Origin of the sequence: Nocardia sp. NPDC003269, assembly GCF_042888005.1 — a bacterium.
Taxonomy (GTDB): domain Bacteria; phylum Actinomycetota; class Actinomycetes; order Mycobacteriales; family Mycobacteriaceae; genus Nocardia.
In genome coordinates this window covers 556351-577795 of sequence record NZ_JBIAPA010000004.1, presented here as the reverse complement: position 1 = coordinate 577795, position 21445 = coordinate 556351, and the positions used below count along the sequence as shown (strand labels likewise).

Sequence of the window (21445 nt, the reverse complement as noted above, 5' to 3'; positions counted from 1 at the left end):
GCGCGGGACCGAAGTCACTCATCGGCTCACGTGGGCGGGGTCGACAGGCTGCGGCTGGCGCGGCGCTCGACCAGGAGCGGGACGAAGTCGCGGACGTGCACGTCGGCGAACCGGTCGTAGGCCGTGTGGACGGTGTCGGAGATGAACTCGGGGGCGATGCTGGGATATCGCTGCGTGAGGCGGACGACGACTTCGTCGATCTGTTGAGCTTCATCGGTGGCCATGACTTCATGGTCAGCCGGGGTCGACCGAGGGTCAACCGGATCGCGCGGATTGTTTGCCAGATGTTGCCGCAGCGGTGATGGTGGACAGGAGAGATCCGTGCCGCACGTCATCTGAATCCGAGATCGCCGGGAGAGGTAGACCGATCATGAGCAGAATCCGACCGAGCACGGCCCTCGCGCTGGCCGCCGGGCTGAGCGCCTGCGTGCTCACCGCCGCGCCCGCCCTGGCCGCCGAGCACCCGACCGTGGTGCTGGTGCACGGCGCGTTCGCCGACACCACCAGCTGGGACGGTGTCGCCGCCGCCCTGCGCGCCGACGGCTATCGCGTGGTGGTGCCGGACAACCCCCTGCGCGGCCCGGCCAACGACGCGGCGGCCGTCGAACGCGCCATCGCCGGTATCGACGGGCCGATCGTGCTGGTCGGCCACTCCTACGGCGGCGCGGTGATCACCAATGTCGACGATCCCGACGTGACCGCCCTGGTCTACATCGCGGCCTTCGCCCCGACGCAGGGCGAGCCGACCCAGCTCCTGCTCGACCCGATCCGCTTCCCCGGCAGCCAGCTGCTGCCCCCGGTCCTGCAACTCGCACTGGTCGACGACCCGCAGGGCCTCGCGGGCAAGAGCCTGGATGGCTATGTCGATCCCGCGTCGTTCCACCGGGTGTTCGCCCAGGACGTCGACGACGCGACCGCCGCCGACATGATCGCCCACCAGCGCTCGATCGCCGTCGCCGCCAATCTCGAGCTGTCCGGTCCCGCCGCCTGGCGGAACCTGCCGAGCTGGTACCTGGTCTCGGGCGAGGACCGGGTCATCCCGCCCGCGTCCCAGCGTTTCATGGCGGGCCGGATCGGGGCGACGACCAGCGAGATCCCCGCGTCGCACGCCTCCCTGGTCGCGCAGCCGCAGGTCGTCGCCGAGGTCGTCGAGCAGGCCGCCGCGGGCTGAACCACCGATTGCCCGCCCGGCGGGTCCGGGCGGGCGATCGGGCGAAAACGTCAGGCGGCCAAGGCCCGTCGCCGGGGTTCGACCGCCGCGGCGACCAGATAGCTGCCGCCGCCCGCGAGGGCCAGCACCCAGTACGGGCTGGCGCCGTCGAGGAACAGGGCGGCCGTCGAGGTCAGGGCCAGCCAGGCGCCGAGCGCGTATTGCAGGACGTCACGGTAGGCGGCGCCGCCCGCGAGATAGAGCAGGCCGACGATCAAGCCGGAACCGGTCGGCCAGAGCAGCATCTTCAGATCGTCCTGGGCCAGTGCCGAACTCAGCGCGGTGATCACGAGGAACAGGGCGCCGAATCCGACCAGCCAGGACACCGCGAGCAGGTTGCCGACGACCGCGTCGGCGCCGGTGGCGCCCCGCTGCGCCCGCATCGTCACGACGCTGGTGATCACCATCGCGATCAGCAGTCCCGCGATCAGTAGCGCGGTCGGCACGGCGGCGGGCAGGCGCAGCAGCGGATCGGCGCCGTGGGACAGGGCGTAGGCGCCGTGGCCGAGCAGCCAGGCCAGCCCGAAACTCAGGTAGGACGGCCGGTTGTCGAGCAGGACGCGCAGGGTCGACGGTCGGGCTTCGGTGGACGAAACAGGCTGGGACATCACAGATCTCCTGGGTGCGGGGTGGAACGGATCAGGCGACGACGACGACTTTGCCGACGACCGTGCTGGACTCGGCGAGTTCCATGGCACGGGCGGCCTCGGTGAGTGGGATGCGGGCGGCGACCTGGGCGCGCAGGTCGCCGCGGACGGCGAGCGCGAAGACCTGTCCCAGGTCCGCGGCGATGCGGGCGCGGAAGCCGGCGCGGTTCCGCTTGCCCGCCCAGAGATTGAAGAAGTGCGCATTGCGCTTGTTGGGCAACGCGTTCCACAGCATCAGCCGGGCGAACAGCTTCAGCACCGGCAGCCGGGAATCGCCCTCGTCGTTCTTGGTGGCCGCGGTGCCGTAGGAGACCAGCGTGCCGTGCGGTGCGAGCAGCGCGAACGAGTCGGCGATCCCGGGTCCGCCGACATGGTCGAAGACGGCGTCCACCCCGCCGGGGGCGAGCGCCCGCACCTGCCGCGCGACCTCGCCGCGGTAGTCCACCCAGGTCGCGCCGAGGGCGCGCACCGCCTCGGCATGGCGGGCCGAGGCGGTCCCGATGACATGGATTCCGTTGGCGCGAGCCAGCTGCACGAGGGTCGAGCCCACGCCACCGTTGGCGCCGAGCACCAGAATCGTCTGCCCGGCGCGGACCTTCGCGGTCCGGAAGAGCATCTGCCAGGCGGTGATCCCGTTGACGACGAAGGTCTCGGCCTCGGCGGCGTCGAGCGCGGCCGGTACCGGCACCAGGTCGGCCGCCTCGAGCACGGCGTGGCTGGCCCAGCCGCCGATCTTGGTGAGCGCGGCGACCCGCGTGCCGACCAGGGCCGGGTCGACGTCGGCCCCGACCGCGGTGACCGTGCCGACCAGGTCGTAGCCCGGCACGAACGGGAACGGCGGCTGGTCGTAGTACTTGCCGCGCCGCATCTGCTGCTCGGCGAAGGACACGCCGCTGGCCTCGACGCGGACGAGCGCCTGGCCGGCGGCGGGCGCGGGCAGTTCGCGCCGGGTGATCAGCAGGCCCGCGGGTTCGACGCGGCCGGGCAGGACGATTTCGGTGGCGGTGGTGGACATGGCGATACTCCTAGTGTGTGACTGGTCAATCACTCGATGGTCCGAAAAAATGCCCCGGGCGGGGCATTGCCGGTCAGTGGGGTTTCGGGTGGCGGATGCCCGCGGTGACGATCTGCGCCCAGGCGCTGTTGTCGCCGTCGAGGCCGAGGGTGGTGATCAGGTGGCAGAGCTGGCCGAAGGCGATGAAGCGCTGGACGTATTCGTCCGCGGCGCCCGAGCGCTGTTTGGCCAGCTCGGTCACCCTGGCCAGCCCGTCGCGCAGGGCCGCGCCGATCTCCGGCACGTCCGCGACGGATTGGGCGTGCACCTGCAGCATGAGCAGGCTCTTGTCGCCGATGAGCTCGGCGTAGGCGCCGCCCATGTCGTAGAGGATCTGTTCGGGACTCTCGCCGGTGGACCTGGCCGCACCGCTCGACATGGCCGCCACGATCCGGTCGAAGCACCGCTCGAGCGCCGCGACGAACAGGGCGACCTTGCCGGGGAACAGCTTGAACACGTACGCCGGCGAGATCTGAGCCGTCGCCGCCACCGTGCTGATCGGCGTGCCGTGATAGCCGGTTCTGGCGAACTCGACGATCGCGGCGTCGACCACGGCATCGCGCCGCACGTCCGACTTGGAGAGGGTGGCTCCGCTCTTGCTCATGTGAGTGACTGTACACTCACTCTTTCTGGGGCGTCAATCCGCACCGGTGGGGGGAACAGCCGGTACCCCCTATAAACCGGCTCTCCCGCGCTCGCCCACGGCGCAGCAGAGTAGAGATCGAGGCTCGCACCGATCGGTCGAGCACCTTCTCTAGCAGGGAGTTTTCATGGAATCCGTCAAGTTCCCCAGTGGGCCGATCGATATCGCGGGCAACCTGCACCTGCCCGCCGGTTTCGACCCGGCCGGCAGCTACGCCGCGATCATCACGGTGCATCCGGGTGGCGGCGTGAAGGAGCAGACCGCGGGGCTCTACGCGAGCAAGTTCGCCGAGCAGGGCTTCGTCGCGCTGGCCTACGACGCGTCGCATCAGGGCGAGAGCGGCGGCGAACCGCACTTCCTGGAGGACCCGGGCGCCCGCGTCGAGGACGTCCGCGCCGCGGTCGACTACCTGCAGTCGCTGGGCTACATCGACGCCGAGCGCGTCGGCGTGTTCGGCATCTGCGCCGGTGGCGGCTACTCCGTCGCCGCGACCAAGACCGACCACCGGATCAAGGCGCTGGCCACCGTCAGCGGCATCGACATCGGCTCGTCCTACCGCCGTGGCTGGCTGGGCACCGACCCCGATTCCGCCGCCGTGCCGACCCTGGACGCCGTCGCCGGGCAGCGCACCGCCGAGGCGCAGGGCGCCGAACCCGCCTACATCCCGTACGTGCCCGCGCAGCCGGACGAGAACACACCGCGCGACCTGGTCGAGGCGAGCGACTACTACCTGACCCCGCGCGCGCAGCACCCCAACGCGCAGAACAAGAAGCTGTTCACCAAGAGCATCTCGAAGATCTTCGGCTTCGACGCGTTCCACCTGGTGGAGGACCTGCTCACACAGCCGATCCTGATCATCGCGGGTAGCGAGGCCGGCTCGCTGTGGGCCTCGGCGGGGCTGTACTCGCGGGTGCGCAGCCCCAAGCGACTGGTGGTCGTCGACGGTGCCGCGCACATGGACTTCTACGACGTGCCGAAGTACGTCGAGCGGGCCGTCACCGAGGCGACGCCGTTCTTCCAGGAGAACCTGGCCGCGCGGAACTGAGCGCACACCGGAACAGCGCAGCGGCGGAATCCTCCGCCGCTGCGCTGTTTTCGCGTCGTCGAAGGGCTTACTCGTCGATCGCCGGGGACACCGGTGTGGTCGCGGCTGTCTGCTCGGTGGCCGCCCAGCTCGACAGCAGCCGCAGCGCCTCGTCGGCGGTGGAGCCGGGTACCGCGGTGAAACCCATCAGGGTCAGGCCCGCCGTGCCGCCGATCTCGAGCGCCTCGTAGCGCAGGGCCAGCGTGCCGACGGCGGGATGCCGGAACGTCTTGGTGCCCCGGCGATGAACCCGCACGTCATGGGCGGCCCAGCGGGTGCGGAATTCGGTACTGCGGGTGGCCAGTTCGCCGATCAGCCCGGTCAGCGCGGTCGACTGCGGCGCCCGCGTCGTCTCCACCCGCAGCAGCGCGACCACCTCGTCGATGGCGCGTTCCCACTCCGGGAAGACCTCGCCCGCGCGCGGGTCGAGGAACAGGAACCGCGCGAGATTCGGGGTGCCGGTCTGCCGTTCGTACACCGGCCCGTACAGGACGCGGCCGAGTGTGTTGGCGCCGAGCAGATCGAGGCAGCCGTTCTGCACGACCGCAGGCGCGGTCATCGAATCCATCAGGGCCAGAATCCCCTCGGGCACCTGTTCGCGTTTCGGCGCCTGGCCGCGCCTGCGCCCCGGCCGGGTGGTGGCGGCGCGGGCGAGATCGAACAGGTGCTCGGTCTCGGCCTCGTCGAGCCGCAGCGCACTCGCGATCGCGTGCAGCACGTCGTCGGAGACCCCGTCCACGCGCCCGCGCTCGATCCGGATGTAGTACTCCGCGCTCACCCCCGCCAGCAGCGCGACCTCCTCCCTGCGCAACCCGGCGACCCGGCGTCGCCCGCTGGTCGGCAGCCCGACCTGCCCCGGCACGATCTTGGCGCGACGGGTCGTCAGGAACTCCTTGATGTCCTCGGCGAACTCCATCCCTCCAGGTTAAGGCGGTTGTTGTGCGGGATGGAGGGTCTGGCGGTACCCCCGTCCGGCGCGGATACCGGCCGCCGGGCCGCGGAGCGCATGATGGTGGGGAGCGGGTGACCGCCTCGGTGGGCCCGGCCGGACTTCTCAGGAGGACCGATGACCGACGGTTCCGGACAACCGGGTGACCGGAGCGAGGTGCTGCGGGTGGACGGTCCCGCCGGTCCGGCGGCGGCCACACACCTGGTGGTGGGCTACGACCGGCACCGGGCCAGTGATGTGGCCCTCGGTGTCGCGATCGGCCTGGCCACCCGGCTCGGCGCTCACCTGCACGTCGTCCACGTCATCGACGCCGACGATCTGCCCACCGATCCCGACGCCGCCGACTGGGAGCGGGCCGTCACCGAAACGGTCGAGCGGGAACGTGCCGCCGCGTGCGCTCGGCTCGCCGAACTGCCGGGCAACTGGACCTACTACGCGCGCCGCGGCAACCCGGCGCACCTGCTGGACGCCCTCGCCGAGACCTACGACGCGTCGATGATCGTGATCGGCGCACCCCGGCACGGACTCCAGTCGCTCGTCGAACGCCTGCTCGGTGAGTCGGTGTCCGCCCACCTCGTCCACGACGCGCACCGCCCGGTGCTGCTGGTCCCGGCAGGCCCCGGCGACTGAGTTCGGTTCAGCCGTCGCGCACCGAAGTCCGACGCTGTTCGGCCCGGTGGGCGAGCGTTTCGACGATGCGCTGCCAGGCTGGGGACGCCTCGGCGATGTGTGCGGTGACGAGGTGGTTCGCCGGGCGGTCGGTGTCGCTCTCGTGCGCGATCTCCCAGGCGTCCAGCTCGTCGATGAGCTGGTCGAGGCGTGGTTCGCGCGGGTCCCAGTCGACGGATCGGTCGCAGGCCAGCATCAACCGGGTCGTCGCCGGGTCGTCGAAGTCGGCGTTCTTCTCGCGCACGCGGCGGGGGAGCGCGCGCGGGTCGATGGCTTGCAACAGGATCCAGGCGTCGCGTTCGAGGCGGATCCGGCGCTCGCCGATGCCGAGCGCGCGCATCCGGTCCAGCAGGTCGACCACCTCGGCGGGCAGCACCAGGCGCTCGCCGCTGTCGAGCGCGGCGATCCGGCGGCGGTAGTCGGTGAGCTGGTCGATCCTGCGTCGGAGCTCGTCGTCGATGGCGGTGACGGCGGCGGCGAACTCGGCGGGCTCGGCGTGCAGCAGTGCGTCGATGCGCGACAGCGGCACCCCGGCGTCGGCGAGGGTGCGGATCCGGATGAGGTCCACCGCCGCCTGCGCGCCGTAGCGGCGATAGCCCGAGGCGTCGCGCTGCGGCTCGGGCAGCAGGCCGACGTGGTGGTAGTGGCGCACGGCGCGCACGGTCACCCCGGCCGTCGCCGCGAGCTGGCCGATCGTGAGCACCGGTCCCCTCGGGTCGTCGAATATCGTCGCCGCCGAGTCTACGGGCGGGCCGCCCGGTCGAGGACGTCCCGGATCGCCCGGACCACCGCATCCGGCCGGTCGAAACAGAGCCGGTGGTGGAAGGTGTCGGTGAGCACGCGCTGCTCGCCGTGCGAGACGGCGCCGACCAGGGCCGCGTCCATCCGCGTCTTGGCGGCGTCGAGTTCGTGCTGGGCCGGGTCGTCGGAGACCACGGTCAGCGCGACCACCGGCACGTCCGGAATCCCCGGCCCGCCCTGCAATTCGGTGGCGAGCGGTACGAGAGTGCGGCGTTCGGCCATCCCGGTGCGCAGCCAGGCGTCGCTGCCCTTGGCGTCGAGCAGCGCGTCCCTGATCGCGGCCGGATAGCCGGTGAGCAGCTCGGCCCGCATGGCGCGCATGGCTGGCCGCAGCTCGGCGAGCTGGGCGAGGTCGGGCCCGAGTCGCTCGGTCGCGGCCAGCCGCGCCTCGGGCGGCACGTGGTCGTCCCAGTCGCGGTGCAGGGCGTCGAGCCAGACCAGCCCCGCGACCTCGCCCGGGTACAACTGCGCGAACCGATGCGCGTAGAACCCGCCGAGGGAGTGGGCCGCCAGCACGTACGGGCCGGGAATGTCGCGGGCCCGCAACAGTTCCCGCAGCTCGGTGGCGACCTCGGCCGCCGTGCGCGGGAGTGGCAGCGCGTCGCTGTACCCGGTGCCGCCACGGTCGTAGACGACGGCGGTGGTGAACTGCGAAACCTGCTGCTGGACACCGAAATAGTCCAGGCCGACGGCACTCGCGCCCGGCAGGAAGACGACCGCGGGCCCACCGGTACCGGACCGGAACACGAAGAGGCGTCGGCCGTCGATCTCCTGGAACCCGCCGATCGGCGGGGCGTGGTCGCTGATGTTCGTCATGCGACCACTCTGCGACCCTGACGCAGGGTCAAGGTCAAGTCCCGCCCGGGATCGCGGTGCCCGCCGCCCGCAGCCGGTCCGCCAGCGCGTGACAGCGCGCCGCCAGCTCCGGGGGATCGAGCACCGCGAAGTCGTGGCCGAGCAGCAGTATCCGCACCAGCAGGATGTCGAGATCGGCGGCACCACTGAGGATTTCGCACGACGTCCGGTCGCGCTCGCGGACCACGGCGGTCGAGCCGGGGAGCTGGGCGCGAACGGTGTCGGCGTCCGCGTGCACGAGGAAGCGCGCCTGCTTCGGATAGACCCGGCTCGCCACGCCCTCCTGCACGTAGGTCGCCGCGTCGGGTGCGGGGCGCGGCCGGAACCGCCAGGTGCGCGCGGCGACCTCGGTCATCCGGTCGACGCGGAAGCTGCGCCAGTCGGCGCGGTCGAGATCGTAGGCGAACAGGTACCAGCGCCGATCCGAGGCGACCAGGCGATAGGGCTCGACCCGCCTGCGTCGCGTCGCGCCTGCGGACGGATAGCCGAACCCCGCCTCGACCTCGTCCCGACAGGCCCTGGCCAGGGTGATCAGCGCGTCCGGGTCGACCGGCGTGTGCCCGGTGCCGAACGACTCCACCGAGCCGGTCAGCGCGCGCACCTCGTGCCGGAGCCGGGTCGGCAGCACCCGGTCGAGCTTGGTCAGTGCCCGCAGCGCGCCGTCGCCGGTGACGGCCCCGCCCGCGCCGACCAGCAGCGAGACCGCGGTGGCGATCGCCTCCTGATCGTCGAGCAGCAGCGGCGGCAGCTCCTGACCGGGACCGAGCCGGTAGCCGCCGCCGACCCCATGACCGGCCTGGACCGGATAGCCGAGAGCGCGCAGCCGGTCGACATCGCGGCGGACCGTGCGGGTGGTGATCCCGAGCCGTTCGGCCAGCTCGGGACCGGTCCACACCTGCCGCTGTTGCAGGAGCCCGAGCAGTGTGAGGACCCGCTCGGTCTGGCCGCGTTCCGCGCTGTCGGTGGTCACGTTTCTCAGCGTGCCAGAGATAGCGGACCTGATCTGTCCGCTATTGGTGCGAGAGTGTCCGCAGGGACGCAGTCGGCCTCGACTGGGACCATCCGCTGAACCGACGAGAGGAAGCTATCGCGATGAGCCGCCGATTCCAGGTCACCTTCGACGCCGCCGATCCGAAGGCGCTGTCGACCTTCTGGCGTGAGGTGCTCGGCTATGCGCATCCCGGCCCGCCCGGGGTCGAGCTGGCGGACGGCGCCGACCCGCTGGCCGCCTGGGACGAATTCCTCGCCCGGCTCGGTGTTCCGGCGGAACAGCGCAACACCCGATCGGCCATCGAAGACCCGGCGGGGGACGGCCCGCGCGTGTTCTTCCAGCAGGTGCCGGAAGGCAAGGTCGCCAAGAACCGCGTCCACCTCGACGTCCGCGCGGCCCCCGGCCTCCAGGGCGAGGAGCGGATGACCGCCCTGGAAGCCGAATGCGCGCGTCTGGTCGCCCTCGGCGCGACCCGGCTGCGCCGCTTCGAACCCGAGCCCCCGATGAGCTTCGGCTTCATCGTCATGGCCGACCCCGAAGGCAACGAATTCTGCCTCGACTGACCGGTTGTCCGCCGGATCGGATCAGCGCACGCCGTGCGCGAGTTGCCCGGCGAGGTCGGTGACCTTCACCCGTGGCCTCCCGGCCGCGAGGCCCGCGGCGCGCTCGTGGTGGTCGAGGGCCAGCCAGCCGACCTGGTCGACCAGCGCGGGCCGACGTTCGCGCAGCGCCCGCTCCACCTGCTCGCCGGTGTGGGTTCCGGGACGGAGCGCACCCGCGTCGGCGTCGGCCAGCAGGGAACGGACCGTGTCGCGCGCGCACTTCTTGTTGGTGCCGATGATCCCGCGCGGTCCCCGCTTGATCCAGCCGGTGACGTAACTGCCGGGGACGCCGGTGATCCGGCCGTCCGTGTGCGGGATGACGCCGCGATCGTGGTCGAACGGCAGGCCGGGTGTCGGTGTCCCGAAGTAGCCGATCGCGCGCAGCACCAAGCCCGCGTCGAGCACTTCGTCACCGTCCGGGCCACGGACCCGCAGGCCGCGCACGGACTCCGTGCCGAGGACCTCCAGGGGCGAGGTCTGGAAACGCAGGACGATGCGGCGCTCGGCACCGGTCGACGGCCGGGTCGCGTAGTCGTGCAGCGTCCGCAGCTTGCGCGCGGTCGACGGGTCGAGGGCGGCGGAGTCCTCGGGCTCGCCGTGCACGACGGCCAGGTCGACGCCTGGTAGGTGCCCCAGCTCTTCGAGCTCGGGGTTGTTGAACGCGCCGTGCTGTCTGCCCCGGCGGCCGAGCACGACGACTTCGCGCACCCGGCTCGCCCGCAAGGCGTCGAGCGCGTGATCGGCGATGTCGGTCCGTGCCAGTGTGTCGATCGGGGTGGTGAGCAGACGCGCGACATCCATGGCCACGTTGCCGTTGCCGATCACGACCGCCCGCTCGCCGGAGAGGTCGATCGGGGCCGTGCTGTAGTCGGGGTGGCCGTTGTACCAGGCCACGAAGGCGCGCGCGGCCAGGCAGCCCGGCAGGTCCTCGCCGGGGATGCCGAGGGTGGCGTCACCCGTCGCGCCGACGGCGTAGACGACGGCGTCGTACCACTGCGCGAGCTCCCGGGTCAACACGTCGCGACCGACCTCGATATTGCCGAAGAACCGGAACCCGGGACGCGCCGCGATCTGCTCGAAGACCGTGGCGACCTGCTTCTTGTCGGGATGGTCCGGCGCGACACCGTGCCGGACCAGTCCCCACTGGGTCGGCAGCCGGTCGAAGACGTCGACTTCGACGGCCCGGGTGTGCAGTGCGGTGAGGCGACCGTCGAGGTAGGTCCCCCCGGGGCCCTCGAGCAGGTGGCCCGCGGCGTAGAGCCCGGACGGACCGGCCCCGACGACGGCGACGCGCAGCGGCTTCATGCGGTCTCCTCGAACCAGGCGGCATTGTGCCCGGCGTAGTCGGCGATCTCGGTGGGCAAGCGGGTCGCCTCGTGCACGGCGCCGACCGGGCACGCCGACACGCACGCCTCGCAGTCGATGCACGACCGGGGATCGATGTAGAGCTGCTCGGCGGAGTCGAACCCGGGGTCGTCCGGGCGGGGCCGGATGCAGTCCGCCGGACAGACCTCGAGGCAGGAATAGTCGGCGACACAGGCCGGACCGATCACGTACGCCACGTCAGGCTCCCACCCGCTCGGCCCGCACCGGAATGCCGGTGAGGTGCGACATTCCGGCCAGGGGGTCGAGATCGGCCGGATCCGTGGAGGCCAGCTCGTTGACGTTCACCCCGCCCTCCGCGTTCGCGCGCCGCCACGACCCCCGGCCGCCGTGACCCCAGCCGTGCGGCACGGCCACCACGCCGCGGCTGATGTCCTCGGTCGCCAGGACCGGCAGTTCGATCGCCCCGGCCTTGGACACCAGCCGGACCAGGCCCCGGTGGGTCAACCCGAGCTCGACCACATCGGCCGGGTGCATCCGCGCGGCGTGCGGATCGCGGGCCGCCCGCAGCGTGGCCACATTGTGCATCCAGGAGTTCTCCGAGCGGGGCTCCCGCTGTCCGATCAGGCGCAGCGGGAAGTCGGCGGCCGGTTCGCGGGCCGCCAGCCGCGCGACCTCGGCGCGGATCTCGGCATGGTCGAGCGCGACCCGGTGGTCCTTGTGCCGCACGATCTCGCGCAGCCTGCCCACCTCGACCTGCTCGGCGACGACGAGGCCGTGTGGATGCCTGCGCAGCAGTTCGGCGAGGGTGAGCCCACCGGGACGGAGGCCGAACCGATCACCGACGGTGCCCATCCGGATCAGCGCGTCGAGGATCCGGCGCGGGGTGGGCTGTATCCGGAGCAGCCGGCCGACCCGGCTGGTGACCGCGACCAACCAGTGTGGCGCGGGCCCGACGCCGACGCGCTCCATCAGCTCCTGCAGGATGACCCACTCCTCTCGGCATTCGCCGGGCGCGGGGACGACCGCGTCGGTGACCTGCAGGAAGGGCTGCAGGTAGTGCGCGCCGGCGAACAGCGCGTGGTCCTCCCGCTCGTACATCGCCGTGCACGGCAGGATGTAGTCGGCGTACTGGTTGGTCTCGTTGACGTACAGGTCGAGCGAAACCACCAGGTCCAGCCCCTGCATCGCCGTCTCCAGATCGGCCGCCGCCGGCGTGGACAGGACCGGGTTGCCACCCTGGACGATCAGCGCCCGGACGCGATCGGGACCGTCGACGGTCATCTCGCTGGCCATCGGCGCGGCGGGATACATCCCCATGACCACCGGGAGCCGTCCGGTGTCCGGATCTCCCGGCTGGTAGTCGCTGCCCATCCCCGCCCGCGCCGCCAGCTCGATCAGGCGCAGCGGCGACTGTCCGAAGACCACGCCACCGCGCACATCGAGGTTGCCCGCCAGCAGGTTGACCGTGTCGATCAGGAAGTTGACCAGGGTGGCCGAGGATCCGAGGCAGGCGCCGAGCCGGCCGTAGATGACCGATTTCCGGGCGACCAGCTGACGGGCCAGCGAGCGGACCTGCTCCGGGTCGATACCGGTGTGCGCGTGCGTCGCCTCGGGGGTGTGCGGCGCCGCGAGCGCCCGCATGGCGTCCACCCCCGTTGCCATCTCGCGGACCCGGTGCGGGACCAACTCCTCCTCGAACAGGACATGGACCAGCGACAGCAGCAGCCAGGCGTCGGCGTCCGGCACGATCGGCAGCCACTCGAACTCGCGCGCGGTCTCGGTGCGGCGCGGGTCGATCACCAGCACGCGACCGCCCCGACCGGTGATCGCGTGCAGCTTGTCCGACACCCGGGGCACGCTGGCCAGACTGAGATGGGAGACCACCGGATTGGCCCCGAGGATCACGAGCAGTTCGGTGTGGTCGAGGTCCGGCAGTGGCTGCAGCAGCAGGTTGCCGAAGAGCAGGTAGTTCGCGACCAGGCGGCTGTTGGTGTCCTGCGAACCCGCGGAGTAGAACTTCGTGACGCCGAAGGCCTTCAAGGCGACCTGACCCCACAGCGCTCCCGAGTAGTTCAGCGCCGCCGGGTTGCCCATGTAGCTCGCGATGGTGTGCCCGCCGTACTCCGTGCGCAGGTGCCGCAGGCGGGCCGCGATATCGGTCATCGCCTCGTCCCAGCTCACGCGCTCGAAGCCGCCGTCGGGTCGCCGCCGCTGCGGGTAGCGCACGCGGTCGGGGTCGTTCTGGACGTTCGGGTACGCCATGCCCTTCGGACAGGCGAATCCCTTCGACAACGGGTGATCCCGATCCGGTCGCAGGCCGACCAGCTTGTCGTTCTCGATTGTCGCGATCATGCCGCAGAACGGCTCACAGATCCGGCAGAAGGTGACTTTTTCCTCGCGCATTTCGCGGCCTTTCGTCAGCACTCAGATAATCACGTTATCTGAGTAGACTGACCGCATGCAACGCGTCAACCGGGTCGAGGCCAAGCAGCAGACGCGCAAGCTGATCATCGAGGCGGCCACCGCGATGTTCCTCGAGCAGGGATTTCGCGCGACATCGCTCGTCTCCGTCGCCGCCAGGGCGGGCTACACGGTGGGTGCGGTCTACTCCAATTTCGCCAACAAGGCCGCGCTCGGCACCGCTGTGCTCGACGAGCTCTACATCGGCACGGTGGATCGGGTCATCGCGAACTTCGGCGAGCTGGACGCCGGGAATCTGCCCGCGCTGCTCGACTCCGCCGAGGTCGAGCTGGCCGATGTCCTCGGCAATCTGGCCTGGGTGCGACTCGAACTCGAGGTGCTGGCCGCCGATCCCAACGAGGAGGCGCTGCGCGCCGCGATCGCGCACCGGCAGGCGCGGATGCGGCAGGCCATCGCCACCGCGTGGCGGAGTTCGCCGGCGCTCACCCGGCGCCTCGACCCGGAGCTGGCGGCGCTGGCCTTCGTCGGCCTGGCCTACGGCATCGGCGCGCAGCGGGCGATGGACCCGCGCATCCCGGCGGCGAGTCTCACCGATGTGCTGCGTGCGCTGATACCCGTCGCGCCGATGCGCTGACGGGACGCGTTTCGCGCGACCTGTCCGTGGTGGACCTGGTCGCGCACGGTCAGCGGGTGATGATCGGAACGAGATAGGTGCGGGCGAAGGCGTCGAGTTCTTCGTCGGTCCGTAAGGGGAGCAGGCCGCTCGGCGCCAGGATCATCGAGTGCACCACCCGGCACAGCACCTCGGCGCGGGCCAGCAGGTCCGATGGCTCGGGTAGGAGTCCGGCCGAGATCGCTTCCCGCAGCATGGATTCGGTGGTCAGGATCGACATGGTGAAGGTCGACGCGCTGTCGGTGGTGAGGTGCGGCATCACCCGGTCCGGTTCGAGGACCAGCAGTCGCTGCACGAGCGGGTGATCGCGCCACCGGCCGACGACCGTCACCAGGATGTCGGCGACGAGGTCGTCGAGGTCGTCGTGTTTGCCCGGCAGGCTGCGCAGGTCGGCCAATACCCGCGCGACCTCCCGCGCGAACACCGCGGTGACCACGTCGTCGCGGGAGCCGACCCGGCGGTACACCGTCGCCCGGTCGACGCCGGCCTGGCGGGCGATGTCCTCGATCGTCGTCTTCTTGACGCCCACCTGCTCGAACTGGACCAGTGCCGCGTCGAGGATGCGCGCCGCCGCGGAATCGTCGGTGTCGGGGGTGTTCGTCGAGGTGGGGGACGCCGCGGTCATGGGAACCACGGTAGCAACTCGGGGCCCGGTGCAACATATCCACACAATTTGTTGCTGCAACATTGCAATCATTTGTGTTGCATCGTACGGTTGAGGCATGGCTCACTCCGCTGACGCAACGAGGCGTCATCACCGCGAGGAAGCGCACGCGATCCACGCGCGAGACGTGCACTTCGACTTCGGTGATGTGCCGATGCACTACATCCCGGGCGAGGTCTTCGCGACCCATGTCATCAATGTCATGCACCTGGTACTGCCGGAAGGCGAACGGGCGATGGCCCAGGCGCTCGCCGAGGCCCTGCCCTACATCGACGACCAGCGGCTGCGCGAAGAGGTGCAGGGCTTCGTCGGCCAGGAGACGATGCACGCCAGCAGCCACGCCGGCGCGCGCGACCACCTCCAGGCCATCGGCCTCGACGTCGACTCGATGGTCCGCACCTTCGCCTGGTTCGTCGATCGCATCCTCGGCGACCACGGCCTGACCGGCCGGGCGAAGGAGGAATGGCTCAAGGAGCGGCTCGCGCTGTTCGCCGGGATGGAGCACTACACCGCCGTCATCGGCGAATGGCTGCTGGAGAACGACAAGTTCGAAGACCTCGGCATGGACCCGACCATGCTCGATCTGATCCGCTGGCACGGCGCCGAGGAAGTCGAGCACCGCAGCGTGGTCTACGACGCCTACATGTACGTCGACGGCGGCTACGCGCGCAAGGCGCGCACCGCGGTGGCGGCCAGTACCAGTCTGCTCGCGACCTTCATCCTGTCCTCGGCCTACCTCTACGCCAAGGACCCGTCGCCGAAGAAGGGCCCGTCCTGGCCGGTGCAGCTGGTGCGGGCGACCGCTCGGGGCATCATGCCGAATTTCGGTCTGTTCCTCACCGAGATCCCGCGTTACCTGCGGCCGGGCTTCCATCCGTCCCAGCTGGGTCCGATGGATCGCGCGCTGCGCTATCTCGCGCATTCGCCCGCGGCGCGGGCGGCCGAGCAGTGACGGCGATGACCGAGCGGTACACCCCGCCCGCCGCCCTGCGCGCGATCGGCGCCGTCGCCGACGGCTATCGGCAGCTGTTCGTCTCCGGGCGCGCGGCATCGCTCATCTCGCGACCGAACCCGGTGCGGCACACCGGCTTCGAGATTCCGGTGACCGTCGCGGGAATCGAGCCGGTGGCGGTCGACGTCACCAGCCTCACCCTGACCTCGCCGACCGGCGCGCCGCTGCCCCCGTGGCGGCCTGGCTCGCACCTCGACATCGTGCTGCCCTCCGGCAAGCAACGCCAGTACTCGCTGTGCGGTGACCCCGCGGATCGGCGCCGCTACCGGATCGCGGTGCGCCGCATCGCCGACGGCGAGGGCGGATCGATCGAGGTGCACGACCAGCTGGCGGTGGGCGACGCGCTGCGAATCCGCGGCCCGCGCAACGCGTTCGACTTCATCGATGCGCCGTCGTACCTGTTCGTCGCGGCCGGGATCGGGATCACGCCGATCCTGCCGATGGTCCGGGCGGCGGCCCGCGCGGGTGCGCGCTGGCAGTTGATCTACCTGGGGCGCTCGCGGGCGACCATGCCGTTCCTCGACGAACTGGCCGTTCTCGGCGGCCGCCGGATCGACATCCGGCCCGACGACGAGTTCGGCACCCCGGACGTCGGCGAACTGCTCGGCCGGGCCGCGCCCGGTGCGGCGATCTACGTCTGCGGTCCGCCGCCGGTCCTCGACGCCGCGCACCGCCACGCCTTCACCGTCAACCCGACGGGTTCGCTGCACACCGAGCGGTTCTCCGCGGCACCGGTGGTCGACGGCCGGGAATTCGCGATCACGCTGGCCCGATCGGGGACCACGGTCCGGGTGGGCGCGGACGAGACCGCCCTGTCCGCCATCACCCGGGTCCAGCCGGACGCCGTGTACTCGTGCAGGCAGGGCTTCTGCGGCACCTGCAAGGTCGCGGTCCTGGCCGGCGAGGTCGATCACCGCGACCGCAAACTCCTCGACGCCGAGCGCGGCGACCACATGCTGACCTGCGTGTCCCGCGCGGCAGGCGAATCCCTGGTCCTCGATCTCTGAGCAGGGCATGAACGAGAAAGGGTCGTCGATGGGGCGAACAACACTCTCTTCCGCGGAATCCGTGAATTCTGTTCCCGCGCGGGAGGACTCGACCTTCGACGTCGTCTCGCCGGCGACCGGCAAGGTCGTCGGCACGTATCCGCTGCACACCGCGTCCGACGTCGCGGCCACGGTCGCCGACGCGCGCCGGGCCGCCGACTGGTGGTCGCGGATCGGCTTCCGTGAGCGGGCCCGGCGACTGGACGCCTGGCGGTCCGAGATCACCAGGGGGCGGGCCGAACTCGCCGAGCTCATCCACACCGAGATGGGCAAGCCGCGCTCGGACGCGCGGCTCGAGATCGCCATGGCGCTCGAACATCTCGCCTGGGCGGCGGGCAACGCGCGCCGGGTGCTCGGCCCGCGCGCGGTCCGGCCGGGGCTGCTCGCCCTGAATCAGGAATGCACGCTCGAGTACCGCCCGTTCGGGGTGGTCGGCGTGATCGGGCCGTGGAACTATCCGGTGTTCACGCCGCTGGGGTCGGTGTCGTTCGCCCTCGCCGCGGGCAACGCGGTCGTGTTCAAGCCGAGCGAGTACACGCCGGGTGTCGGGCACTGGCTGGCCGAGCGGTTCGCGGCGGTGGTGCCGGAACAGCCGGTGTTCCAGGTGATCACGGGCCTCGGGGAAACCGGCGCCGCCCTGTGCCGGGCCGGGGTGGGCAAGATCGGGTTCACCGGCTCGACCGCCACGGGCAAGCGGGTCATGGCCGCGTGCGCGGAGACACTCACGCCGGTGCTGATGGAACTCGGTGGCAAGGACGCGCTCGTGGTCGACGCCGACGCCGACCTGGCCGCGGCCGCCGACGCCGCGGTGTGGGGCGGCATGTCGAACGCGGGCCAGACCTGTCTCGGGGTGGAGCGGGTGTACGTGCACACCGACGTCTACGACGACTTCCTCGCCGAACTCCTCGACCGCGCGGCAGATCTGCGGGCGGGCACCGGCGCGGCGAAGATCGGCCCGATCACCATGCCCAAGCAGATCGAGATCATCCGAGATCACATCGAGGACGCGCTGGCGCGCGGCGCGCGGGCCCTGCTGGGGGGTGCCCGCGCGATCGACGGTCAGTTCGTGCAGCCCACCATCCTGGTCGGTGTACCGGAAGACGCGCTCGCCGTCACCGAGGAGACCTTCGGCCCGACCCTCACCGTCGCCCGGGTGCGGGACATGGACGAGGCGATCGAACGGGTCAACGCCGGGCCCTACGGGCTGGGCAGCACCGTCTTCTCCCGGCGCAACGGCAAGCGGATCGCCGACCGGATCCGCGCGGGCGGCACCTCCATCAACGCCTATGTCGCCCATGCCACCATCGCGCGCCTGCCGCTGGGCGGCGTCGGTGACTCCGGCTTCGGCCGCGTGCACGGCGAGGACGGACTCAAGGAGTTCACCTACGCCAAGGCGACCACCCGTCAGCGCTTCGCGATGCCGCCCGCGCTGACCACGTTCACCCGCGGCGAGACCACCGACGCCCTCGTCGATCGCCTGGTCACCGTGCTGCACGGAAGGAATCGGTAATCATGGCAGCAACCGAACACCGTCACATCGTCGTGATCGGTGCCGGATTCGGCGGCATCGCGCTCGCGATCAAACTGCGCGAAGCCGGATTCGACGATCTGACGATCCTCGAACGCGCCGCGGATCTGGGCGGAACCTGGCAGGCCAACACCTATCCGGGCTGCGCCTGCGATGTGCCGTCCCAGCTCTACAGCTATTCGTTCGCGCCCAATCCGGACTGGTCACGGACCTACGGCAAGCAGTCGGAGATTCTCGCCTATCTGCGCGACGTGGCGACGAGATTCGATGTCGTCCCGCGGATCCGGCTCAACACCGAACTGCTCGAGGCCCGCTGGGACGAGGATCGCTCGCTGTGGCACCTCGAGACCTCCCAGGGGGCGCTCACCGCGGACTACCTGATCTCGTCGACCGGCATCTTCGCCGAGGCCAAGTACCCGGCGCTGCCGGGCCTGGACACCTTCGCGGGCAAGACCTTCCACTCCCTGCACTGGGACCACGACCACGACCTCACCGGCGAGCGGGTCGCGGTGATCGGCACCGGCGCCTCGGCGGTCCAGTTCGTCCCCGAGATCCAGCCGAAGGTGGCGGCGCTGACCGTGTTCCAGCGTTCGGCGCCGTGGATCATCCCGCGGATGGACCGCTCGATCCCGGAGCTGGAGCGCTTCGTCCTGCGCCGGGTGCCCCTGGCGCGGAAGGCGATTCGCAGCGCCTGGTACGCGGCGATCGAAGGATTCGGGCTGGTCGGCTTCGTCGACAACCGCTTCCGGCACCCGTACGAGCTGCTGGGTCGCTGGCAGCTGCGCCGCCAGGTGCGCGATCCGGAGCTGCGCGCGAAGCTGACGCCGGACTACATGATCGGCTGCAAGCGAGCGATCTTCTCCGACGCCTACCTGCCCTCGCTCGACCGGGACAACGTCGAGGTGGTGACCGACGGCATCGCCGAGGTGCGGCCGCATTCCGTCGTCACCCGCGCCGGGGTCGAGATCCCGGTCGACACCATCATCTACGGCACCGGCTTCGATCCGGCGCCCTCGTTCTTCGACCGGGTCATGGACGGTGACGGGATGTCGGTCGGCGATGTCATGCGCAAGCAGCGCCGGACTTATCTCGGCACCGCCATCGCCGGATTCCCCAACCTGTTCCTGACGCTGGGGCCGTTCGGCGCGGTGGGCAACCAGTCGGCGGTGTTCATGATCGAATCCCAGGTCGCCTACATCGTCGACGCACTGAAGACGCTGCACGACAAGGGCGCGCATCGGGTGGAGGTCCGCCAGGACGTCCAGGACCGCTTCGTCGAGGAGATGCACCGGCGCAGCGCGTCCACGGTGTGGCTCACCGGTGGCTGTGACAGCTACTACACGACCGCGGACGGTCGCAACGCCGGGCTCTACCCGAGCTGGAGTTTCGAATACCGCAAGCGCACCAGCGCATTCGACGCCTCGTCCTACGAGGTGAGTGCCTGATGGACATCACCGCGCTCACCCCGTCGAACCTGCTCGGTCGCCGGTCCTTCGATGTCCGCGACAAGGTGGTCCTGATCACCGGCGCGGGACAGGGCATCGGGCTCGCGCTGGCCGAAATCCTCATCGACCGTGGGGCGTTCGTCGCGCTCGTCGACATCGACGAGACTGCCGCCAAGACTGCCGCGGAACGCCTCGGCAGCCGCGCATTGGCGATCACGGCCGATGTGCGTGATCGCGGGGCTATGGCGGACGCGACGCAGCTCGTCGTGGACTACTTCGGCCGCCTCGATGTGGTCGTAGCCAATGCCGGGGTCACCCCGAAGCCGGCCACGGTCCGCACCATGGACCCGGCGGATTTCGACCGGGTGATGGCGATCAATCTCGAAGGCTGTTTCAACACCGTGCATCCCGCCCTCGACCACATCGTCGCCGCCGAGGGGCACGTGGTCGTCGTCTCGTCGTGCGCGTCGTTCGCGCCGGGCATGGCCGGGTCGCCGTACATGATGAGCAAGGCCGCGGTCGAGCAGTTCGGGCGCGCGTTGCGGGTGGAACTCGCCGCGGCGGGCGCCAGCGCGGGCATCGCCTACTTCGGCGTCGTCGAGACCGAGATGACCCACGCGATGCTCGACCAGGACGATCTCGGCCGGGAACTCGACGAGCTGCTGCCGTGGCCGCTGAACGTCCGGATCAGCGCGACGTACGCGGCGACCGTGATCGCCGACGGCATCGCGCGCCGCGCCGCCCGCACCATCGCCCCCAGCGGGTGGGAGCCCTACGCGCTGCTGCGCGGCCTGGTCAACGTGGTGCTCGACGCCCAGCTCGCGGGCAGCGGCAAGGTCAAGGATCTGCTCGACCGGGTCGAGCGGCGGAGCGGCCGGTGACCGCGCCGGACCGGGGGTCGTTGCGTACCAGGGCAACCCGGCTGGTGGCCGAACACACGGTCAAGCCATTGGCCGCCGCGCTCCCGGTCAACACCGCGACCCTGCCGGTGGCCCGCTTCGTGATCGAGGCGGCGATGCGGGTGGTGGGGCCGAGCCTGGCGGGCACGTCGGTGCACCGGGTCGACGACGGCGCGGTCCGCGGTGAGTTCGTCACCGGGCCCAAGGCCGATCGCCTCGACGCGGTGATCCTGTACGTGCACGGCGGTGGCTTCGTCGCCGGCTCGGTCGCCGCGTATCGAGGGGTGGCGTCGCGCCTGTCGACGACGACCCGCACCCCGGTGTTCGTCGCCGACTACCGGCTGGCACCGGAGCACCCGAGCCCGTGCGCCCAGCTCGACGTGGCGCGGGCGTACCGGTGGCTGCTGCGCCGTGGGTTCGCGCCGGACCGGATCGTGGTCGCGGGCGATTCGGCCGGGGGATTCCTCGCCGCCGATCTAGCCCTCGCCAACGCCCGCCTGCGGATCCCCGGCCCCGCTGGACTCGTGCTGTTCTCGCCGATGGCCGACCTCGGTCTGCGGATCGCCCACACCGGCGACCGGAACCGCGACGGGGTGATCTCCTACGCGCTGTCGGTCAAGGCGGTCGCGCACTTCACCAGCGATCGCCTCGAACTGCGGCCGGAACGGGGCATGACGCTGCCGCCCACGCTGATCCAGACCGGTGGGGCCGAGTATTTCGCCGCCGACGCGATCGAACTGGCCGATCGCCTCCGGCAGGTCGGCGGGGCCTGCGAACTCCAGGTGTGGCCGGACCAGATGCACGTCTTCCAGGTCATGCCCGCCTTGGCCCCCGAGGCCCGTTTCGCCTTCGGCGCCGCGGGTCGCTTCGTCACCTCCTTGCTCGAATCACCGGCCGCGACCGCGGTCTGATACACGGAAGAACCA

Annotated in this window: 23 protein-coding genes; 11 read left to right on the top strand and 12 right to left on the bottom strand. The window is 70.9% G+C overall.

Annotation, left to right across the window (positions count from 1 at the left end):
* Positions 1 to 26: 26 nt before the first annotated feature.
* On the bottom strand, positions 27 to 224 hold the full coding sequence (locus ACFYWJ_RS31040) for a three-helix bundle dimerization domain-containing protein (protein ID WP_355276684.1): 198 nt from the start codon (positions 222 to 224) through the stop codon (positions 27 to 29).
* A 146-nt stretch (positions 225 to 370) separates the two neighbouring features.
* On the opposite strand from ACFYWJ_RS31040, the gene ACFYWJ_RS31035 reads away from it, so the two are divergent.
* On the top strand, positions 371 to 1171 hold the full coding sequence (locus ACFYWJ_RS31035) for an alpha/beta hydrolase (RefSeq protein ID WP_355276686.1): 801 nt from the start codon (positions 371 to 373) through the stop codon (positions 1169 to 1171).
* 50 nt (positions 1172 to 1221) lie between these two features.
* Here the strand turns inward: ACFYWJ_RS31035 and ACFYWJ_RS31030 are convergent, their stop codons facing one another.
* The 3 genes from ACFYWJ_RS31030 to ACFYWJ_RS31020 form a co-directional block, all read right to left on the bottom strand.
* Positions 1222 to 1818, bottom strand: coding sequence for an ABC transporter permease (locus ACFYWJ_RS31030; protein WP_355276688.1), 597 nt, complete (start codon positions 1816 to 1818; stop codon positions 1222 to 1224).
* Between the two features lie 31 nt (positions 1819 to 1849).
* Positions 1850 to 2872 (bottom strand): medium chain dehydrogenase/reductase family protein, encoded by a 1023-nt coding sequence (locus ACFYWJ_RS31025; protein WP_355276690.1) that lies wholly within the window; start codon positions 2870 to 2872, stop codon positions 1850 to 1852.
* A gap of 73 nt (positions 2873 to 2945) precedes the next feature.
* Positions 2946 to 3515 (bottom strand): TetR/AcrR family transcriptional regulator, encoded by a 570-nt coding sequence (locus ACFYWJ_RS31020; protein ID WP_355276692.1) that lies wholly within the window; start codon positions 3513 to 3515, stop codon positions 2946 to 2948.
* Positions 3516 to 3681: 166 nt separating this feature from the next.
* On the opposite strand from ACFYWJ_RS31020, the gene ACFYWJ_RS31015 reads away from it, so the two are divergent.
* A complete protein-coding gene (locus tag ACFYWJ_RS31015) occupies positions 3682 to 4599 on the top strand; it encodes an alpha/beta hydrolase (RefSeq protein WP_355276693.1) in 918 nt (305 codons plus the stop codon).
* A gap of 67 nt (positions 4600 to 4666) precedes the next feature.
* On the opposite strand, the gene ACFYWJ_RS31010 is transcribed toward ACFYWJ_RS31015, so the two are convergent.
* Positions 4667 to 5554, bottom strand: coding sequence for a helix-turn-helix transcriptional regulator (locus ACFYWJ_RS31010; protein ID WP_355276695.1), 888 nt, complete (start codon positions 5552 to 5554; stop codon positions 4667 to 4669).
* A 150-nt stretch (positions 5555 to 5704) separates the two neighbouring features.
* Here ACFYWJ_RS31010 and ACFYWJ_RS31005 point away from each other — a divergent pair, with 150 nt between their 5' ends.
* Positions 5705 to 6217 (top strand): universal stress protein, encoded by a 513-nt coding sequence (locus ACFYWJ_RS31005; RefSeq protein WP_355276697.1) that lies wholly within the window; start codon positions 5705 to 5707, stop codon positions 6215 to 6217.
* Positions 6218 to 6224: 7 nt separating this feature from the next.
* On the opposite strand, the gene ACFYWJ_RS31000 is transcribed toward ACFYWJ_RS31005, so the two are convergent.
* The 3 genes from ACFYWJ_RS31000 to ACFYWJ_RS30990 are packed head-to-tail and all read right to left on the bottom strand — an operon-like array spanning position 6225 to position 8882.
* Positions 6225 to 6959, bottom strand: a complete 735-nt coding sequence (locus ACFYWJ_RS31000) for a MerR family transcriptional regulator (protein WP_355276699.1) — start codon at positions 6957 to 6959, stop codon at positions 6225 to 6227.
* Positions 6960 to 6997: 38 nt separating this feature from the next.
* Positions 6998 to 7873: an alpha/beta hydrolase gene (locus ACFYWJ_RS30995; RefSeq protein ID WP_355276700.1), complete on the bottom strand. Its 876-nt coding sequence runs from the start codon at positions 7871 to 7873 to the stop codon at positions 6998 to 7000.
* 34 nt (positions 7874 to 7907) lie between these two features.
* Positions 7908 to 8882: a YafY family protein gene (locus tag ACFYWJ_RS30990; protein WP_355276702.1), complete on the bottom strand. Its 975-nt coding sequence runs from the start codon at positions 8880 to 8882 to the stop codon at positions 7908 to 7910.
* 122 nt (positions 8883 to 9004) lie between these two features.
* On the opposite strand from ACFYWJ_RS30990, the gene ACFYWJ_RS30985 reads away from it, so the two are divergent.
* Entirely contained in the window at positions 9005 to 9466 is a 462-nt protein-coding gene (locus tag ACFYWJ_RS30985) for a VOC family protein (protein WP_355276704.1), read from the top strand.
* 21 nt (positions 9467 to 9487) lie between these two features.
* On the opposite strand, the gene ACFYWJ_RS30980 is transcribed toward ACFYWJ_RS30985, so the two are convergent.
* The 3 genes from ACFYWJ_RS30980 to ACFYWJ_RS30970 are packed head-to-tail and all read right to left on the bottom strand — an operon-like array spanning position 9488 to position 13234.
* Positions 9488 to 10810, bottom strand: coding sequence for an FAD-dependent oxidoreductase (locus tag ACFYWJ_RS30980; protein ID WP_355276706.1), 1323 nt, complete (start codon positions 10808 to 10810; stop codon positions 9488 to 9490).
* The gene (locus ACFYWJ_RS30975; RefSeq protein WP_355276708.1) at positions 10807 to 11067 is read right to left on the bottom strand and encodes a ferredoxin family protein; all 261 of its coding nucleotides are present in this window, start codon (positions 11065 to 11067) and stop codon (positions 10807 to 10809) included. The genes ACFYWJ_RS30980 and ACFYWJ_RS30975 overlap by 4 nt, the downstream gene beginning before the upstream one ends.
* A gap of 1 nt (position 11068) precedes the next feature.
* Positions 11069 to 13234 (bottom strand): molybdopterin-dependent oxidoreductase, encoded by a 2166-nt coding sequence (locus ACFYWJ_RS30970; RefSeq protein ID WP_355276710.1) that lies wholly within the window; start codon positions 13232 to 13234, stop codon positions 11069 to 11071.
* A gap of 55 nt (positions 13235 to 13289) precedes the next feature.
* Between ACFYWJ_RS30970 and ACFYWJ_RS30965 the strand changes: the two genes are divergently transcribed.
* Entirely contained in the window at positions 13290 to 13886 is a 597-nt protein-coding gene (locus tag ACFYWJ_RS30965) for a TetR/AcrR family transcriptional regulator (protein ID WP_355276712.1), read from the top strand.
* Positions 13887 to 13935: 49 nt separating this feature from the next.
* Here ACFYWJ_RS30965 and ACFYWJ_RS30960 read toward each other — a convergent pair whose 3' ends face one another.
* Positions 13936 to 14550: a helix-turn-helix domain-containing protein gene (locus ACFYWJ_RS30960; protein WP_355276714.1), complete on the bottom strand. Its 615-nt coding sequence runs from the start codon at positions 14548 to 14550 to the stop codon at positions 13936 to 13938.
* A gap of 97 nt (positions 14551 to 14647) precedes the next feature.
* Between ACFYWJ_RS30960 and ACFYWJ_RS30955 the strand changes: the two genes are divergently transcribed.
* The 6 genes from ACFYWJ_RS30955 to ACFYWJ_RS30930 are packed head-to-tail and all read left to right on the top strand — an operon-like array spanning position 14648 to position 21430.
* Positions 14648 to 15541, top strand: a complete 894-nt coding sequence (locus tag ACFYWJ_RS30955; RefSeq protein ID WP_355276716.1) for a metal-dependent hydrolase — start codon at positions 14648 to 14650, stop codon at positions 15539 to 15541.
* 5 nt (positions 15542 to 15546) lie between these two features.
* Complete coding sequence (locus tag ACFYWJ_RS30950; RefSeq protein WP_355276717.1) at positions 15547 to 16608, top strand: PDR/VanB family oxidoreductase; 1062 nt, start codon at positions 15547 to 15549, stop codon at positions 16606 to 16608.
* 28 nt (positions 16609 to 16636) lie between these two features.
* Positions 16637 to 18157, top strand: coding sequence for an aldehyde dehydrogenase family protein (locus tag ACFYWJ_RS30945; RefSeq protein ID WP_387162853.1), 1521 nt, complete (start codon positions 16637 to 16639; stop codon positions 18155 to 18157).
* A 2-nt stretch (positions 18158 to 18159) separates the two neighbouring features.
* Positions 18160 to 19620, top strand: a complete 1461-nt coding sequence (locus ACFYWJ_RS30940; protein WP_355276720.1) for an NAD(P)/FAD-dependent oxidoreductase — start codon at positions 18160 to 18162, stop codon at positions 19618 to 19620.
* Positions 19620 to 20501 (top strand): short-chain dehydrogenase/reductase, encoded by an 882-nt coding sequence (locus ACFYWJ_RS30935; protein ID WP_355276722.1) that lies wholly within the window; start codon positions 19620 to 19622, stop codon positions 20499 to 20501. The genes ACFYWJ_RS30940 and ACFYWJ_RS30935 overlap by 1 nt, the downstream gene beginning before the upstream one ends.
* The gene (locus ACFYWJ_RS30930; protein WP_355276723.1) at positions 20498 to 21430 is read left to right on the top strand and encodes an alpha/beta hydrolase; all 933 of its coding nucleotides are present in this window, start codon (positions 20498 to 20500) and stop codon (positions 21428 to 21430) included. The genes ACFYWJ_RS30935 and ACFYWJ_RS30930 overlap by 4 nt, the downstream gene beginning before the upstream one ends.
* Positions 21431 to 21445: the final 15 nt, after the last annotated feature.

What these genes read in the sequence shown, in the direction of transcription:
- ACFYWJ_RS31040 (WP_355276684.1), bottom strand. Translation starts at nt 224, where the DNA reads ATGGCCACCGATGAAGCTCAACAGATCGACGAAGTCGTCGTCCGCCTC.
- ACFYWJ_RS31035 (WP_355276686.1), top strand. Translation starts at nt 371, where the DNA reads ATGAGCAGAATCCGACCGAGCACGGCCCTCGCGCTGGCCGCCGGGCTG.
- ACFYWJ_RS31030 (WP_355276688.1), bottom strand. Translation starts at nt 1,818, where the DNA reads ATGTCCCAGCCTGTTTCGTCCACCGAAGCCCGACCGTCGACCCTGCGC.
- ACFYWJ_RS31025 (WP_355276690.1), bottom strand. Translation starts at nt 2,872, where the DNA reads ATGTCCACCACCGCCACCGAAATCGTCCTGCCCGGCCGCGTCGAACCC.
- ACFYWJ_RS31020 (WP_355276692.1), bottom strand. Translation starts at nt 3,515, where the DNA reads ATGAGCAAGAGCGGAGCCACCCTCTCCAAGTCGGACGTGCGGCGCGAT.
- ACFYWJ_RS31015 (WP_355276693.1), top strand. Translation starts at nt 3,682, where the DNA reads ATGGAATCCGTCAAGTTCCCCAGTGGGCCGATCGATATCGCGGGCAAC.
- ACFYWJ_RS31010 (WP_355276695.1), bottom strand. Translation starts at nt 5,554, where the DNA reads ATGGAGTTCGCCGAGGACATCAAGGAGTTCCTGACGACCCGTCGCGCC.
- ACFYWJ_RS31005 (WP_355276697.1), top strand. Translation starts at nt 5,705, where the DNA reads ATGACCGACGGTTCCGGACAACCGGGTGACCGGAGCGAGGTGCTGCGG.
- ACFYWJ_RS30995 (WP_355276700.1), bottom strand. Translation starts at nt 7,873, where the DNA reads ATGACGAACATCAGCGACCACGCCCCGCCGATCGGCGGGTTCCAGGAG.
- ACFYWJ_RS30985 (WP_355276704.1), top strand. Translation starts at nt 9,005, where the DNA reads ATGAGCCGCCGATTCCAGGTCACCTTCGACGCCGCCGATCCGAAGGCG.
- ACFYWJ_RS30980 (WP_355276706.1), bottom strand. Translation starts at nt 10,810, where the DNA reads ATGAAGCCGCTGCGCGTCGCCGTCGTCGGGGCCGGTCCGTCCGGGCTC.
- ACFYWJ_RS30970 (WP_355276710.1), bottom strand. Translation starts at nt 13,234, where the DNA reads ATGCGCGAGGAAAAAGTCACCTTCTGCCGGATCTGTGAGCCGTTCTGC.
- ACFYWJ_RS30965 (WP_355276712.1), top strand. Translation starts at nt 13,290, where the DNA reads ATGCAACGCGTCAACCGGGTCGAGGCCAAGCAGCAGACGCGCAAGCTG.
- ACFYWJ_RS30960 (WP_355276714.1), bottom strand. Translation starts at nt 14,550, where the DNA reads ATGACCGCGGCGTCCCCCACCTCGACGAACACCCCCGACACCGACGAT.
- ACFYWJ_RS30955 (WP_355276716.1), top strand. Translation starts at nt 14,648, where the DNA reads ATGGCTCACTCCGCTGACGCAACGAGGCGTCATCACCGCGAGGAAGCG.
- ACFYWJ_RS30950 (WP_355276717.1), top strand. Translation starts at nt 15,547, where the DNA reads ATGACCGAGCGGTACACCCCGCCCGCCGCCCTGCGCGCGATCGGCGCC.
- ACFYWJ_RS30945 (WP_387162853.1), top strand. Translation starts at nt 16,637, where the DNA reads ATGGGGCGAACAACACTCTCTTCCGCGGAATCCGTGAATTCTGTTCCC.
- ACFYWJ_RS30940 (WP_355276720.1), top strand. Translation starts at nt 18,160, where the DNA reads ATGGCAGCAACCGAACACCGTCACATCGTCGTGATCGGTGCCGGATTC.
- ACFYWJ_RS30935 (WP_355276722.1), top strand. Translation starts at nt 19,620, where the DNA reads ATGGACATCACCGCGCTCACCCCGTCGAACCTGCTCGGTCGCCGGTCC.